This window comes from Curtobacterium flaccumfaciens (assembly GCF_018598405.1).
GTDB lineage: Bacteria > Actinomycetota > Actinomycetes > Actinomycetales > Microbacteriaceae > Curtobacterium > Curtobacterium aurantiacum.
This window is the reverse complement of the sequence record NZ_JAHEWS010000015.1, coordinates 44,889-60,309: the sequence shown is the minus strand read 5'-3', so window position 1 is coordinate 60,309 and position 15,421 is coordinate 44,889. Positions and strand designations below refer to the sequence as shown.

General features: G+C 72.2%; 13 protein-coding genes. 7 read left to right on the top strand and 6 right to left on the bottom strand.

What is annotated here, in order from left to right; translation table 11 throughout:
* Nucleotides 1-34: 34 nt before the first annotated feature.
* Nucleotides 35-2,044: a lectin-like domain-containing protein gene (locus KK097_RS11030; protein WP_214544773.1), complete on the bottom strand. Its 2,010-nt coding sequence runs from the start codon at nt 2,042-2,044 to the stop codon at nt 35-37.
* A gap of 109 nt (nt 2,045-2,153) precedes the next feature.
* Nucleotides 2,154-3,800, bottom strand: a complete 1,647-nt coding sequence (locus KK097_RS11025) for a glycoside hydrolase family 13 protein (RefSeq protein ID WP_214544772.1) — start codon at nt 3,798-3,800, stop codon at nt 2,154-2,156.
* Nucleotides 3,801-3,894: 94 nt separating this feature from the next.
* Between KK097_RS11025 and KK097_RS11020 the strand changes: the two genes are divergently transcribed.
* The 5 genes from KK097_RS11020 (at nt 3,895) to KK097_RS11000 (ending at nt 7,775) form a co-directional block, all read left to right on the top strand.
* Complete coding sequence (locus tag KK097_RS11020) at nt 3,895-4,461, top strand: NADPH-dependent FMN reductase (RefSeq protein WP_214530297.1); 567 nt, start codon at nt 3,895-3,897, stop codon at nt 4,459-4,461.
* Nucleotides 4,462-4,599: 138 nt separating this feature from the next.
* Nucleotides 4,600-5,112: a MarR family winged helix-turn-helix transcriptional regulator gene (locus KK097_RS11015; protein WP_214530296.1), complete on the top strand. Its 513-nt coding sequence runs from the start codon at nt 4,600-4,602 to the stop codon at nt 5,110-5,112.
* A 122-nt stretch (nt 5,113-5,234) separates the two neighbouring features.
* Nucleotides 5,235-5,741, top strand: coding sequence for a Dps family protein (locus tag KK097_RS11010; RefSeq protein ID WP_017886495.1), 507 nt, complete (start codon nt 5,235-5,237; stop codon nt 5,739-5,741).
* Between the two features lie 8 nt (nt 5,742-5,749).
* On the top strand, nt 5,750-6,550 hold the full coding sequence (locus KK097_RS11005; protein ID WP_214544771.1) for an SDR family NAD(P)-dependent oxidoreductase: 801 nt from the start codon (nt 5,750-5,752) through the stop codon (nt 6,548-6,550).
* 31 nt (nt 6,551-6,581) lie between these two features.
* Nucleotides 6,582-7,775 (top strand): NAD(P)/FAD-dependent oxidoreductase, encoded by a 1,194-nt coding sequence (locus KK097_RS11000; RefSeq protein ID WP_214544770.1) that lies wholly within the window; start codon nt 6,582-6,584, stop codon nt 7,773-7,775.
* Nucleotides 7,776-7,806: 31 nt separating this feature from the next.
* On the opposite strand, the gene KK097_RS10995 is transcribed toward KK097_RS11000, so the two are convergent.
* The 4 genes from KK097_RS10995 to KK097_RS10980 form a co-directional block, all read right to left on the bottom strand.
* Nucleotides 7,807-8,877 carry an alpha/beta fold hydrolase gene (locus tag KK097_RS10995; RefSeq protein WP_214544769.1) on the bottom strand — a complete coding sequence of 357 codons (1,071 nt, stop codon included), beginning with the start codon at nt 8,875-8,877 and terminating at the stop codon, nt 7,807-7,809.
* 70 nt (nt 8,878-8,947) lie between these two features.
* Nucleotides 8,948-9,823, bottom strand: coding sequence for an SMP-30/gluconolactonase/LRE family protein (locus tag KK097_RS10990; RefSeq protein ID WP_214530292.1), 876 nt, complete (start codon nt 9,821-9,823; stop codon nt 8,948-8,950).
* A gap of 190 nt (nt 9,824-10,013) precedes the next feature.
* Complete coding sequence (locus tag KK097_RS10985; protein ID WP_214544768.1) at nt 10,014-10,847, bottom strand: DUF1206 domain-containing protein; 834 nt, start codon at nt 10,845-10,847, stop codon at nt 10,014-10,016.
* 127 nt (nt 10,848-10,974) lie between these two features.
* Entirely contained in the window at nt 10,975-12,141 is a 1,167-nt protein-coding gene (locus KK097_RS10980; protein ID WP_214544767.1) for an RtcB family protein, read from the bottom strand.
* A 485-nt stretch (nt 12,142-12,626) separates the two neighbouring features.
* Between KK097_RS10980 and KK097_RS10975 the strand changes: the two genes are divergently transcribed.
* Both KK097_RS10975 and KK097_RS10970 read left to right on the top strand, forming a co-directional pair.
* Complete coding sequence (locus tag KK097_RS10975; RefSeq protein WP_214544766.1) at nt 12,627-14,447, top strand: glycoside hydrolase family 15 protein; 1,821 nt, start codon at nt 12,627-12,629, stop codon at nt 14,445-14,447.
* A gap of 46 nt (nt 14,448-14,493) precedes the next feature.
* Nucleotides 14,494-15,096, top strand: coding sequence for a DnaJ family domain-containing protein (locus tag KK097_RS10970; RefSeq protein WP_214544765.1), 603 nt, complete (start codon nt 14,494-14,496; stop codon nt 15,094-15,096).
* The last annotated feature ends 325 nt before the right edge of the window (nt 15,097-15,421 follow it).

Sequence of the window (15,421 nt, the reverse complement as noted above, 5' to 3'; positions counted from 1 at the left end):
GACGGCACCGTCCCGCGGTGCCGTCCCGGTGCTCTCAGGGCTGCTGCGGGTCCGCGGTCGAGGTGCCACGGCGGGCACGACGTCGGGCGAGCCACCAGCACACGGACCCCGCAGCCGCGGCCACGGCGGCGAGCGCGGCGGCGAGGCCGAGCCCCTCGGTGCCGGTGTAGGCGAGCGCCCCGGCGGGGGAGGCCGGCCCGCGATCGGCTGCGGGGTCACCGGTGCCCCGCCCGTCGCCGGAACCGTCACCCGCACCGTCGTCCGTTCCGCCGCCGTTGCCGTTGCCGTTGCCGTCGTCCCCGCCGTCGCCGGTGCCGTCGTCCGGCGCGGGGCCGGTCGTCGGTGCGGGACTCGGTGCCGGCCCCTCGTCGTCCGGTCTGACGACGATCGCCACCCCGGTCGACGGGTCTCCACCGTCCGGGTCGGTCGGGGAGGTCGCCGTCGCCACGTTCACCACGTCGGAGCCGTCCCCCTGGTACCCGGGGTCGAGCACGGCACGGATCCGGAAGTCCAGGGTCTCCCCCACGTCGAGCGACACCTCGGAGCTGCAGGTCACCCGCTGCCCCTCGGCGGTGCACCCGTCGTCCGAGCCGGCGAAGCGCATCGCCTCGGGCAGGTCGTCGACCGCACCGACCTGCTCCGCCACCGCCGGCCCGCGGTTCCGGGCGGTCACGAGGTACTCCACCTCGTCGCCGGGCCGGACGGTCGACGGTGACACCGACTTGTCCGTCTCGAGGTGTGCCGCCACCACCGGGGCCGTCACGCTGGTGCTCGCCCGCGAGGCGTTGTCGGCCTCGTTCGTGTCGGACAACGAGGTCGGCGGAGCGATGGTCGCGACGCTCTCCAGCGCCCCCGACGTGCCTTCGGCGACGCGGCCCTCGACGGTCACGACGGCCGATCCACCCCGGGGCAGGGACAGGTCGGTCGCGACGTCCCCGGTGCCCGACGCGGTGGCGCAGGCGGAGCCGTCCGCCGCCGTGCAGGTCCAGCGGACGTCCTCGATGCCGTCCGGCACGTCGACCTGCAGCGGGCTCGGGTCGGCGGTGTTCGGCCCGGGGTTCCGCGCCGTCACGGTGTAGCGGAGCGGCTCACCGGCCGTGGCGGTCGCGGGCAGGTCGTGCGCGACCGCCAGGTCCGCCGGCTTCCAGACCCGCAGCGCGTCGACCTCGTGCTTGTCGACGTGGCTGCCGGTGGCCCCCGCGAACCCGAGCCGCAGCGTGCTCGGCAGCGGGGCCTGCCCGTCGCCGTGCAGGGGGACCGCGTCGAGCACGGTGCGCATGGTCGAGCCGGCCTGCAGCCGGACGGTGACCGCGAGTCCGCCGTCGTCGTCGGGCAGCAGGGTGATGCGGACCTTCCGCGGCGTGGAGCCGGCGGTCACCGTGCCACCGGGGGCCGCGGCACCGGCGACGTACCGGTAGCCCTCGGTCCCGTTGCCCGACCCGCGGACCACCACGTGGTCGGGCTCCGCGCCCGGACCGGACCCGTTGATGCGCGAGGAGAAGTTGCCGTAGTGGTCGATCGCGACGGCGGCGAAGCCCCCGGGGACACCCGGCAGGTCACATTCACGACCGCCGCCCTCGGTCGCCTCCTTGCGGCAGGCGTACCCGAGCCCGGCGCCGAAGGACCCGACGCCCTGCGCTGCGGCGCCGTCGGCCAGGTACAGGAGCAGGCCGTCGGCGCCGGGGTCGTCCTTCGCGGTGTACATCGCGTACGTGAACTCGATCTCGAGCCCGGTGTCGGACGGGAACGTGTCGTTCGTCGACCACGCCCCCGCCTGGTTCCGGACGTCGTCGGTCAGGCGCAGCCGACCGCCGGACACCGCCGCGTCCCCGTGCAGGGCACCCCCGGACGCACTGGAGAACTGGTTGACGTACGGGAAGTCGAGGGCAGCGGCGCTCGAGCCGGACGGCAGGACGGCCGGAGCCGCGAGCACGCCGAGCGCGGTCAGCGTGGCGCAGGCCGCGGCGAGGCGACGGACGACGCGCGACCGGAGCGATCGCGGATCAGGGGAAGGAGCAGGAGCTGGAGCAGTGGGATCTGTCATGCCCCGATGCTCGCGACCAGGACGTCACCCCCGGGCGGCGGCGGGACGATCTGTGGAACGCCGCCACGGGCCTCCTGGCTGTGGAGGAAGAACGACGCAAGCGGACCGCTCAGGCCAGCCACACCGTCGTCTCACCCGGCAGCAGCCCCGGCGCGACCCCGTCGAGCGGCCCGGACGCGACGACGACCGCGCCGGAGGGCAGGGGCACCGGCGCGGTGCCGAAGTTCGTGACCGACCGCCAGCCGTCGTGCCGCGCGAACGCCACGACCTCGGAGCCGGACTCCAGCCACGTCAGCGTCTCCCCCTGCTGCAGCCGACGGCGGGTGGCGAGCGCCCGGCGGTACATCGACAGGGTCGACTCGGGATCGTCGTCCTCGGCCTCGACCGAGGACTCCCCGAAGTCCTGCGGCTGCGGCAGGTGCGGTGCGACGTCCCCGAAGCCGAACGACGGCCCGGACCGCGTCCACGGGATCGGCACGCGACAGCCGTCCCGGCCCTTCACGGTGTGCCCGGTGCGGAGCCACTTCGGGTCCTGCAGCAGGTCGCGCGGGATCGCGGCGGCCTCGTGCAACCCGAGCTCCTCGCCCTGGTACACGTACGACGAACCGGGCAGCGCGAGCATCAGCAGCGTCGCCGCCCGCGCCCGACGAAGCCCACGTGCACGGTCGAGCTCGGGCGAGGTGCCGTCCGTCATGAGCCACGCGTCGGTGTTGGTGCCGTCCGGCAGGCCGTAGCGGGTGGGGTGCCGTACGACGTCGTGGTTCGACAGCACCCAGGTGCTCGAGGCGCCGGACTGCTCCGAGGCGGCCAGGTTGCGCTCGATGATCTGCCGGAAGGCGTCGGGTTCGAACGGGGCCTCGAGCAGGTCGAAGTTGAAGGCCTGCCCGAGCTCCGTCGGCCGGGCGTACAGGACACGGCGTGGTGCCGGGGCCCAGGCCTCGGCGACCGCGGCACGGGGCGGGTCGTACTCGTCGAGCACGTGGCGCCAGGTGGCGAAGATCTCGTGCACCTCGTCGCGGTCGTACAGCGGGTCGGAGCCGTCGAGCGGCAGGTCCTGCTCGTTCGACGGCCGGTACGGGGTCGACAGGTCCTTCGCCAGTCCGTGCGCGACGTCCACGCGGAACCCGTCGACACCGCGGTCGGACCAGAAGCGCAGGGTGTCCTCGAAGTCGGCGCGGACCTCGGGGTTCGACCAGTCCAGGTCGGGCTGCTCGGGGGCGAACAGGTGCAGGTACCACTGGCCGTCCGGCACCCGGGTCCAGGCGCTGCCGCCGAAGTTCGACACCCAGTCGCTCGGCGGCAGTTCTCCGGAGGCACCGGACCCCTCGCGGAACACGTACCGCGCCCGCTCGGCCGACCCCGGCGAAGCAGCCAGCGCGGCCCGGAACCACGCGTGCTGGTCCGAGGTGTGGTTCGGCACGATGTCGACGATGACCTTGAGGTCGTGCTCGTGCGCAGCGCGGACCAGGGCGTCGAGGTCCTCGAGGGACCCGAGCTTCGGGTCGACTGCCCGGTAGTCGGCGACGTCGTACCCGCCGTCGGCGAGCGGTGACGGGAAGAACGGGGAGAGCCACAGCGCGTCGACACCGAGCGACGCCAAGTACGGCACCCGGCTCGTGATGCCCGCGACGTCACCGAGTCCGTCGCCGTCCGTGTCGGCGAAGCTGCGCGGGTAGACCTGGTAGACGACGGCATCGCGCCACCAGGTCGGGTCGGTGGTTCGTGGCGTGCTGGCCGGGGTCCGAAGCGTGGTCACGTCGCCACCGTACCCACGCTTGCGGGAATAGCGCCCCCGACGATCGCATTGGTCGTCGCTGACACCTCTTCCGTCCAGCACCAGAAGGAGATCCATGACGAACGTCCTCGTCCTCGTCGGCAGCCTGCGCGCCGACTCCATCAACCGCAAGCTCGCCGAGGCCGCCGCGCACCACGCGCCGGAGGGCATCGAGCTGCACACCTTCGACGGCATCGTGGACCTGCCGTTCTACAACGAGGACATCGACGGCGACACCCCGCCGGCCGCCGCCGTCGCGTTCCGTGACGCGGTCGCCGCCTCGGACGGCGTCCTGCTCATCACCCCCGAGTACAACGGCACCATCCCCGCCGTGCTGAAGAACGCGCTCGACTGGGGCTCGCGTCCGTTCGGCGCCTCGCCGCTGTCCGGCAAGCCCCTCGCCGTGATCGGCTCGGCGTTCGGTCAGTACGGCGGCGTCTGGGCGCACGACGACGCCCGCAAGGCCGCCGGCATCGCCGGCGCGAAGGTCCTGGAGGACGTCAAGGTCGCCATCCCGCAGTCGGTCGTCCGCTTCGCGGAGACCCACCCGCGTGAGGACGCCGAGGTCACGACGCTCGTGCAGGGCGCGCTCACCGCGCTCGCCGAGGCCGCAGCCGGCACCGACGAGTCCGCAGCCGCGTAACGCGACCAGCAGACGGACAGGAGGCCCGTGGCGACCCCGCCACGGGCCTCCTGTCCGTTCTGTGCGTCCGCATCGGGCGGAGCGGAACCCGGGAGTCCGCTAGACAGGCGAGAAACGAGACGGGTTACCCTGAACGCCATGTCCACGCAGGAGATCACCGAGGCGTCCGGGTACTGGTTCCCGGACGACGACGCGACCCAACGCGGCGTCGCGGTGCTCAACGCCCTGCGCCGGTACCGCTCCGCCGAGACGGCCATGCGCCGCCGGACCCGTGACTCGATGGGCATGGGCGAGACCGACCTGCTCGCCGTCCGCTTCCTGCTGCAGGCGCAGCGCTCCGGCACCGCCGTGAGCCCGAAGGACCTCGCCGCGTACCTCAAGATCTCGTCGGCGTCGACGACCATCCTCATCGACCGCCTCGTGAAGTCGAACCACGTGCGCCGCGACCCGCATCCCACCGACCGTCGCGCCCTCGTCATCACGCCGACGACCGAGACCGATGACGAGGTCCGCGCCACGCTCGGCGTCATGCACCGCCGGATGATGTCCATCGCCGAGGGACTCCCCGCGTCGGAGGCCCGGATCGTCGCCGGGTTCCTCGAGCAGATGCGCCAGGCGGTCGACCAGGTCGACCCCGCTCCGTCGCACTGAGCGACCGGCGTGACGCTCGCACCGGCGCCGTCGGGGGACGCTGCCTCCGAGCGCACTGAGAGCGTGCACTGCGGCACCGCGTAGACCGGAACGGTCACACCGACGCGAAAGGAGCCACAACCATGCACGCTTCGGACAAGATGGCCAAGAACCTCCAGGCGGTCCTCGTGGACCTCATCGACCTGCACCTGCAGGGCAAGCAGGCCCACTGGAACATCCTGGGCACCAACTTCCGCGACCTGCACCTGCAGCTCGACGAGATCGTCGACGCGGCCCGTGAGTTCGCCGACGACACCGCCGAGCGCATGCGCGCGCTGTACCTCGTGCCGGACGGCCGCTCGGCGACCGTCTCCGCGGGCAGCCACCTCGACGCGTTCCCCTCGGGTGAGATCACCACGCACGACGCCATCGACCAGGTCACGCTCCGGCTGTACCAGGCGACCGGCACCATGCGCGACGTCCACGACGAGGTCGACGAGGAGGACCCGACGACCGCGGACCTGCTCCACGGCTTCATCGAGCGCCTCGAGCAGCTCGCGTGGATGGTCTCCGCCGAGAACCGCGCACCCAGCACCCCGCTGGCCTCCGCCACCACGCCCGCCGTCGCCGACGCGTCGGCGCACGCGTAGGGGGTCGGGTGGACCTCGGGATCCAGGGCAAGACCGCACTCGTCTTCGGCGGCGACTCCGGCATCGGCTGGAACACGGCGCGCATCCTCCTGGCGGAGGGCGCGACCGTGGTCGTCACCGACATCGACCAGAGCCGTCTGGACACGAGTGCGGACCAGCTCGAGGCTCCGCTCGGCAAGCTGCACGCCTTCGCGGCCGACGTCCGGAGCGCCGAGAGCCTCGCCGCCCTGCACGACAAGGTGCGCGAGGCCGTCGGCGAGATCGACATCCTGGTGCAGTCCTCGGGCGTCACCGGCGCCCAGGGCCTGTTCCACGAGATCGACGAGGCCGGCTGGGCGGAGACGATCGACATCGACCTGATGGGGCCGGTGCGGATCACCCGCGAGTTCATCGGCGACCTGCGACAGGGCGGCTGGGGACGCATCGTCTACCTGGTGTCCGAGGACGCCTCGCAGCCGTACGACGACGAACTGCCCTACTGCGCCGCCAAGGCCGGGGTGCTCTCGTTCGCCAAGGGCCTGTCGCGCTCCTACGCCTCCGAGGGCCTGCTGGTGAACACGGTCTCCCCCGCGTTCATCCACACGCCGATGACCGACGCGATGATGGACAAGCGGGCGAAGCAGCGCGGGACCTCGTTCGACGAGGCCATCGGCAGCTTCCTCGAAGAAGAGCGGCCGTACATGGAGCTCAAGCGCCGTGGCGAGCCGGAAGAGGTCGCGAACGTCGTGGCCTTCCTGTGCTCCGACCTGGCCAGCTTCGTGAACGGCGCCAACTACCGGGTCGACTCCGGCTCGGTCGCCACGGTCTGACCGTGGCACCACAGCACCGCCAGGAGGCGTCATGACCGACTTCCGCTACCTCATCGTCGGCGGCGGGATGGTCGCCGACGCCGCCGCCCGCGGGATCCGCGAGCTCGACGCCGACGGGTCGATCGGGATCCTCAGCGAGGACGTCGACCGGCCCTACGCCCGGCCGGCGCTCTCGAAGAAGCTCTGGACCGACCCGGACTTCAGCTGGGACGACAAGGTCGACCTGCACACCGAGGAGACCGGGGCGCAGTTCGTCCTGGGCACCACGGTGACGGCGATCGACCGTGCCGCGAAGACCGTCACCACGGCCGACGGCGCGACCCACGGGTACGAGCGGCTCCTGCTCGCGACCGGGGGGAAGCCCCGCGGACTGCCGGGGCTGTCCCCGTCGGAACGCGTGCTCGACTACCGCAGCGCGTCGGACTACCGCCGACTGCGCGAGCTCGCGGACGCCGGTGCACACGTCGCCGTCGTCGGCGGCGGCTACATCGGCCAGGAGATCACCGCGGGCATCGTGCAGAACGGCGCGCGGGTGACGCTCGTCGACCCGGACGAGGTCGTCGGCGGACGCATGTTCCCGGCCGACCTCGCGCAGGCGTTCCAGCAGCGCTTCATCGACCACGGCGTGGAACTCCGCACCGGCCGCCGGGTGTCCGAGGGCACCGAGACGGCGGACGGCGTGCGGCTGACCCTCGACGACGGGTCGGTCATCGACGCCGACGCGGTCGTCGCCGGACTCGGCATCGAACCCGCGACGCAGCTCGCCGCCGACGCCGGGCTCACCGTCCGCGACGGCATCGTGGTGACCTCGACGCTGCTCACCGACGACGACTCGGTGTTCGCCGCCGGCGACGTCGCCGAGTACCCGGACCGGATCCTCGGCACCCGCCGGGTCGAGCACGTCGACAACGCCCAGCAGCAGGGTCGGCAGGCCGGCCGCAACCTCGCCGACGCCGACGAGACCTACGACCACACGCCGATGTTCTACTCCGACGTCTTCGACATGGGGTACGAGGCCGTGGGACAGGTCAGCGCGAAGCTCCGCACGGTCGAGGACTGGCAGGACCCCACCGTGACCGGCGTCGTCTACTACCTGGACGACGACGACACGGTCCGTGGCGTGCTGCTCTGGAACGTGTGGGACAAGACCGACGAGGCCCGCAAGGTGCTCGCCGAGGCGAACGCGCTGACGCCCGACATGCTGCCGGGCCGCATCACGCCCTGACCGCTCGCCCGTCGCGGCGGTCACTGTCTTGCTACTTCGACTCGGGCGCGACGTCGTCGACGACCGCCCGGCGGTCCGCCGGGTCGACCGGCAGGTCGTCGCCGTCCGCCATCGCGACGGCGTGCGCGGACTTGGCCGCCTCGAGCGTCTCGTCGTCGTTCCGGGCCATGCCGAACAGCTCGATGAACCGCGACTTGACCAGCAGCCAGGCGTCCCTCGGGCCGAGTCGGGCCAGGTCCGACGACGTGGAGCCGTCGCGCACCCGCTGCAGCGAGGACACGCCCCGGTCGGGCAGCCGGTGGTCGACGTGCGCGACCGCGAGCCGTGCGACCGCGTCGGCCTGCGCGTGCATGACCGAGTGCGCGCCGTCGACGACCTCGCGGAGGACGGCGTAGGGGAACACCCGCGCGAGCCGACGGATCCAGTCCCGCGGGACCATCGCGTCGTGCTCACCGCGGACGATCAGGGTGCGGGCCTGCACGTGGGCGGCGCGCTCCTCGATCGGGAACGCGATCATCCGTGGCAGCACCTTCCGGAACCAGTGCCAGCCGCACAGCGCGTAGGCGGTGATGCCGTGCCAGCGGACCGCGGCGGGCTCGTGCAGGGTGGACCGCAGGAACCGGAACGCCGACTGCCGTGCGGTGCGCGCCGACGAGTCGACCACGGGGCTGATGAGCACGAGGTCGGAGATCTCCGGACGACGGGCGGCGACCTCGGTGACGACCTGGGTGCCCATCGAGTGTCCGATGAGGACCGGGTCCTCGAGCCGGAGGTCGTCGATCACCCGCTCCACCGCGTCGGCGTAGCGCTCGATCGAGACCGTGCCCCGGAACCGCGGGACGCCGGCGAACCCCGGCAGGTCGAGCGCGTGCACGGGGCCGTTCTCGTTGAGGTGCGGGGCGAGCCGCTCGTAGTACGTCGACGCGATGCCGAGGCCGGCGACGAGCACGAAGGCTCGGGACCCGGGTTCGCCGATCGAACTCACCCGGACGTAGGTGCCGTCCACCGCGACCCGGTCGACCCGCACCGTGACGTCCGCGTCCTCGGCCTGTGCGAGTTCGCCCGCCGGGTCCGGCCGGGCTGCCGGGCGTTCGTCGTCCACGTGGGTCTCCTCCGGTCGGGCGGTCGCCCAGGATACCCGGCCGCCGTCCGCACCGGCGGCGGCGACGTGCTCAGCCGCTGAAGGTGTTCGCGGGGAAGCCGTGCACCGTGGTCGGCACCGCGAAGACGGCGCCGGACCGCGGCGCCTGCTCCAGGTCGTCCTCGGAGAGGTTCTCGCGGGCCGTCCCCACGAAGAGCGTCGACATGTCCGGTCCGCCGAACGCCACGGACGTGGGGTTCGCGACGGGCAGCTCGACGGTCTCGAGGTGCGAGCCGTCGGGCCCGTAGCGCTCGACGCGGGAGCCGCCGTAGATCGCGCTCCAGAAGCAGCCCTCGTCGTCGCGGACCAGGCCGTCGTGGGCGTGGCCGACGATGAACGGCTCGAGTTCACCGAGTTCGCCGTCCGGGCCGTAGGACCCGCGGAAGACCGTCGAGGCACTGGTGTCGGTGACGTACATCGTGCTGCCGTCCTCCGACCACTCCATGCCGTTCGTCACGCCGAAGCCGCCGCGGAGCAGCCGGGTCGTGCCGTCGGCCTCGAACGAGTAGAGCGCGGCGTCGGGTTCGCCGGTCGTCACGTTCATGCTGCCCACCAGGAACCGGCCGAACGGGTCGCACTTGCCCTCGTTGAACCGGTTGCCCGAGGTGCTGTGCGCGACGCGGGCGATCTCGCGATCGACGGAGCCCTGCTCGTCGGTCAGCACGATCGTGTCGCCGAGGGCCGCAACGAACCCGCCGGATGCCCGCGGCTGGAAGCTCGCCAACGGGGGCGGGAGCGGGACGCTCGAGCGCACGGTGCCGTCGGCCTCGGCGGTGTTGAGCGTACCGAGGGTGATGTCGGCCCACCGGAGGAGCTGTGCGGACGGGTCCCAGACGATGCTCTCGGCGAGGACCGCTCGTGCGTCGGCGAAGACCGTGGCGGGGCCGGTCGTGGCGTTGGTGCTCATCGACCCCGTCTACCGCGGGGGCGGTCCGTGCCCGTTCAGGCGCGGCGGGGGGCGGGCGCGGGGGCGGCGCGGCGCGGCGCGGCGAGTTCACGCGTCCAGCGACACTTCACGCCCGCGGGTGCCCGTGAGGTGTCGCCCAGCGCGAAAGTCTGTACCGGTCCCGCCGGTCCGGCCGTTCCGGCGCGGCGGGTCAGAGGCGGGCGAACCGCGCGCGGAAGAAGCTGTAGACGCCGAAGGCCAGGAACCCGATACCGATCGCGACGAGGACGAACACCCCGCCGGGCATGCTCCGCACGGCGTCGAACGCAGCGTCGAGGCCGGTGGCCTGGTCCGGGTCGCTCCGCAGCCCCGCGACGGCGATGAGCACGCCCACGATGGCCACGGCGATGCCCTTGCCGACGTACCCGACGACCCCGAGCACGGTGACCACCCGGTCGAGCTGGCCGGACGGTCGCGTGATCTGCTTGCGGAACGACCGGCGGCAACCGATCACCACGAGTCCGATGCCCACCGCGACCGCGATGGCCCCGGCCAGGAGCAGCACGAACACCCCGCCGGGCGTCGCCAGGGTCTTCGCCGCGGCACTCTGCGACGAGCTGCTCGAGCTCGACCCGGCACCGAGCGCGTACGAGGCCGCCGAGTAGGCGATCACGCCGTAGACCACGGCCTTCGCGACGTCCTTCAGCCGGGCGAGCCAGCCCCGGGTGGTGTCGGAACGGCCGCCGACGATCGCCTCGACGACCAGGCGCACGGTGAGTGCGGCCGTGCCGACGGCGATCAGCCAGAGCAGGAACACCCCGCCGGGCACCGCGGCGATCTGCTGCAGCGCGCCGGACTGGTCCGTCTCACCGCCGGAGGATGCATTGCCGATGCCGAGCAGGATCGCCAGGTACCCGATCAGCAGGTGGACGATGCCGCTGCCGACGAACCCGGCGCGCGCCGTGACCTCGAACCAGCGGCTGTCCGCCGCTCGCCGGACCTGTCGTCCGGTTTCCTTCGCTGCGTGCTCCGCCGTGTCGCTCATCACGCCCCAGCGTGCCCGACACGCGCCGTCCTGTCCGGGGCGCGCCGGGTCGTGCGGTCCGCCACGTGGCGGACGGGAGGCCCGTGGCGGTGCCGTCACGGGCCTCCCGTCCGTCCGGGGGCGAGTCTCAGTCGCCCTTCACGTTGACGACCTGCCGCAGGGTGTGCCGGATCGACACGAGGTCCTCGGCGTCCGCCATGACCTGGTCGATCGGCTTGTACGCCGCCGGGATCTCGTCGAGGAACGCGTCGGTGTCGCGGTACTCGATGCCGGCCATCGCCGCGCGCAGCTGCTCGTGGGTGAAGGTCCGCCGGGCCGCACTCCGCGAGAACAGCCGACCGGCACCGTGCGGCGACGACTCCAGCGAGGGCTTGTTGCCGAGCCCCTCGACCACGTACGACGCGGTGCCCATCGACCCGGGGATCAGGCCGGGCTGACCGGCCTTCGCCTGGATCGCACCCTTGCGCGAGACCCACACGGACTTGCCCCAGTGCGTTTCACGCTGCGTGAAGTTGTGGTGGCAGTTGATCCGCTCGCGCTCGTCGACGGGCGTGCCGACGGCCTCGGACAGCTGCCGGACGACGCGGTCCATCATCTCCTCGCGGTTGAGCAGGGCGAAGTGCTGGGCCCACCGCAGCTCGGCGATGTACCGGTCGAACTCCGGCGTGCCCTCGACCAGGTACGCCAGGTCGGGGTCCGCCAACTGGATCCACCAGCGCTCCATGGCCTTCTTGGCGACCGTGATGTGGCGCTGCGCGATCTTGTTGCCGACGCCCCGCGACCCGGAGTGCAGGAAGAGCCAGACCCGGTCCTGCTCGTCGAGGGAGACCTCGATGAAGTGGTTGCCGGACCCGAGCGTGCCGAGCTGGTTGCGCCAGGCGCCGTGCACGCCGTCGGGGTCGAACCCGGCGGTCTCGGCCATCGCCTCGAGCTCGGCGATCCGAGGTGCGGCGGTCGCGACGATCTTCCGGTTCGACGCACCGGCCGACAGCGGGATCGCCCGCTCGATCTGCTCGCGCAGCCCCTGCAGGTCGGCGGGCAGGTCGGCCGCCGTGAACTGCGTGCGGACCGCGATCATGCCGCAGCCGATGTCCACACCGACGGCCGCCGGCATGATCGCGCCGAGGGTCGGGATGACGGACCCGACGGTGGCCCCGAGGCCGAGGTGTGCGTCGGGCATGAGGGCCAGGTGCGGGAACACGAACGGCATGCGCGCGGTCGTGCGGGCCTGCTGCTCGGTGTTGTCCTCGAGCATCGAGGCCCAGCTCAGTAATCGGTCGGTGATCTTCTGCATGGTGTCGTCTCGCTTTCGTGACGGTCGAGGTGACGGTCCGAGACGGTCGTACGCCGGGCCTCCTGGTCGTCGCCGGACGTGGCGGACGGAAGGAAGCCGTGCAGACGGACGCCCCGGGCCGGGTGGGCACGGGGGCGTCGTCAGACGTCGCGTGCCTACGCGGGATAGCTGAGGGACCACTGCTGCTGTCCGAGCAGCACGGCGGTCGCGTCGAGCTGGAGCTCGACGCGTTCCTCGTTGTGCTGCACGGCGCGCATGCGCGGTCCTTCCGGTGTGCCCGGGACGGGCGGTCTGCCGATCGGCAGGAGGACGACGCTAGTGCGACACGCCCGGGATGCGCAAGTCACGTGGGCGTGTCGGCGGTGCTCCGGGGATCCGCCCGCGGTGTGCCGACGGTTCTCCACAGGCGGGAGGCCCGGCGTGCGTTCTCCACGAGGGGTACGTCCGCCTGATGGTCGGCGCCAGCGCCGGGGCAGGCTGGACGCATGACCGAGCGCACGCGAGACACCCCCGACGCGACCGAGAACGAAGAGCGGACAAACGGGTACGTCCCGCTCCGTTCGTACGGCGCGATCGGTGACGGGCGGACGGTCGCCCTCATCGCGCTCGACGGCCGGATCGACTGGCTGCCGATCCCGTCGATGGACTCACCGCCGGTGTTCGCGAGCATCGTCGACGCCGAGCACGGCGGACACGTCGCGCTGCGGCCGGTGGACGACCAGGCGCAGGTGTCCCGTGCGTACCTGCCGGGCACGAACGTGCTCGTGACCACGTGGACGACCCCGACCGGCACCGCCACCGTGACCGACGCCATGGTCACCGGGGTCGCCGGCCGCCTTCCCTGGGCCGAGATCGGCCGCTGCGTGCAGGGGGTCGAGGGAACGGTCGAGATGGAGTGGGCCGTCGTGCCGGGCACGATCCTGAACACCGCGGAGCCCCGACGGCTCGACACCGCCAACGGCACTGTCATCGGCATCGACGGCGTGACGATCGCGATCGTCGAGCAGGGGTTCGAGCCCGTCCACGACGAGGGCCCGCGGTTCTCCGGGCGGTTCGCGACGGCCGAGGGATCGAAGTCGATCCTGACGATCGTCGGCACCTACGACGAGCCGATCTTCCTGCCGGAGCCGGAGCGCACGCTCGAGGGGGTCGACCGCACGATCGAGAACTGGTCGACGTGGTCGAAGGAGTTCAGCTACGACGGGCCGTGGTCCGACGCCGTGCAGCGCAGCGCGCTCGCGCTCAAGCTCCTGATCTTCGCGCCGACCGGTGCCATCGCAGCTGCGCCGACGACGAGCCTTCCCGAGGACCGCACGGGCGGGAAGAACTGGGACTACCGGTTCGCCTGGGTGCGCGACCTCGCCTACACGGTGCACGCGCTCACCCGCTTCGGGCTGCGCGAGGAGACCCACGCCGCGGTGTCCTGGGTGATGCGCACGATCGCCGAGCACGACGAGACGATGCCGATCTTCTACGGGCTCGACGGGTCGAAGAGCGACGACGTCGAGGAACGCGACGTCCCGGGCTGGAACGGGATCGGCCCGGTCACGATCGGCAACCGCGCGGGTGACCAGCTGCAGCTCGGCGTCTGGGGCGACGTGTTCGAGATCATGCGCCAGTACGTCCGCGCCGGCAACGTGCTCGACCGCAAGACCGCCTCGGTGCTGCAGGACCTGGCCGACGACGCCTGCCACCGCTGGGTGGAGCCGGACTCGGGCATGTGGGAGCTGCAGGAGGCGCAGCACTACACGACGAGCAAGATCGGCTGCTGGCAGGCGCTCGACGCCGCGGTCGAGCTGCACGACGCGGGGATGATCGACGGCCCGCGCGACAAGTGGGTCGAGAACCGCGAACTCATCGAGGACTGGGTCGCCGAGAACGGGTGGGACGAGGAGCTCGGCCACTACGTCATGTACCCGGGCACCGACGCGCTCGACTGCTCGATCCTGCTGCACGCGATGTCGGCGTTCGACCGTGGTCCGCGCATGGAGTCCACGATCCGGGCCATCGAGGACCAGCTGCAGCACGGTCCGCTCGTGTACCGCTACTCCGGCATCCAGGACGAGGAGTCGCCCTTCGTGGCGTGCTCGTTCTGGCTCGCCGCCGCGCTGGCGTGTGTCGGACGCTCCGACGACGCGAAGCAGCTGATGGACGACATGGTCGCGCAGGCGAACGACGTCGGGCTCTTCAGCGAGATGCTCAGCGCCGTCGACGGGGACTTCATGGGCAACATCCCGCAGGGGCTGTCGCACCTGGCGCTCATCCAGGCTGCGCTGACCATCGAGGAGCTGTCGGCGGAGTCCTGACCGGCTGGACGGGCGCGTCGGGGGTGCGGGGCATCATGGTCTGACGATGAACGACGTCGATGCACGGATGGACCGGCTCCGCAGGGCAGCCCGCTACCGCTACCAGCAGCTCGTCGACCAGGAGATCGAGCGGGGGTCGCTCGACCCCGACGAGGTCCGCGCGGAACGCGAGGAACGTCGGCTGCTCAAGGCCGCCGACGTCGCCGCGCACGCCCGGGCGCAGATCGAGGAGGCCGAGCGCCGCGGCGTCTTCGAGGGCAACCCGTACCACGGCAAGCCCCTGCCCGGACTCGACGGGCAGCACGATCCGGACTGGTGGATCAAGTCGAAGATCGAGCGCGAGGACATCCGCGGCATCGCCCCGCCCGCGCTGGCGCTGCGCACCGAGGACGCCGAGCTCGACGACGCACTCGACGCCCTGTCCCTGGAGTCCGACGTGCGGGACGTCCTGGTCGACTTCAACGCCCGCGTGAAGGAGGCCAGGCGGCAGCTGCTCGGTGGACCGCCGGTGGTGACACCGATGCGCGACGTCGAGGCCGAGGTGCAGGCGTGGCGGGAGCGCCGCGAGGTGCGCATGGCCTCGGCTGCGCAGGCTGCGGAGCAGGCACGGCTCGACGCGAAGCCGCGGCGGTGGTGGCGGCGCGGCTGAGCTGCGCGGTGCCGCGGCGCGGCGCGGTGCGGTGCGGCGGCGCGGTGCGGTGCGGGGGCGGGATTTCGCGCTGAGCGACAGCTCACGCGCACGTGAGCGCGTGAGGTGTCGCCCAGCCCGTGACGACGGCGGCCGCCGGCCCGGCGTCCCACAGGACGGACGGGAGGCCCGGTGCCAGCTGGCACCGGGCCTCCCGTCCGTCTGCGCGCACGTTCTTTCCCATCGCGGGCGCGTTGGTTTGCAAGAACGGGCGTACCTGGTCGGAAGAACCCACCAGGTACGCCCGGTTCCGGTCGGTACGCCCGGTTCCGCCAGGGACGCTCGG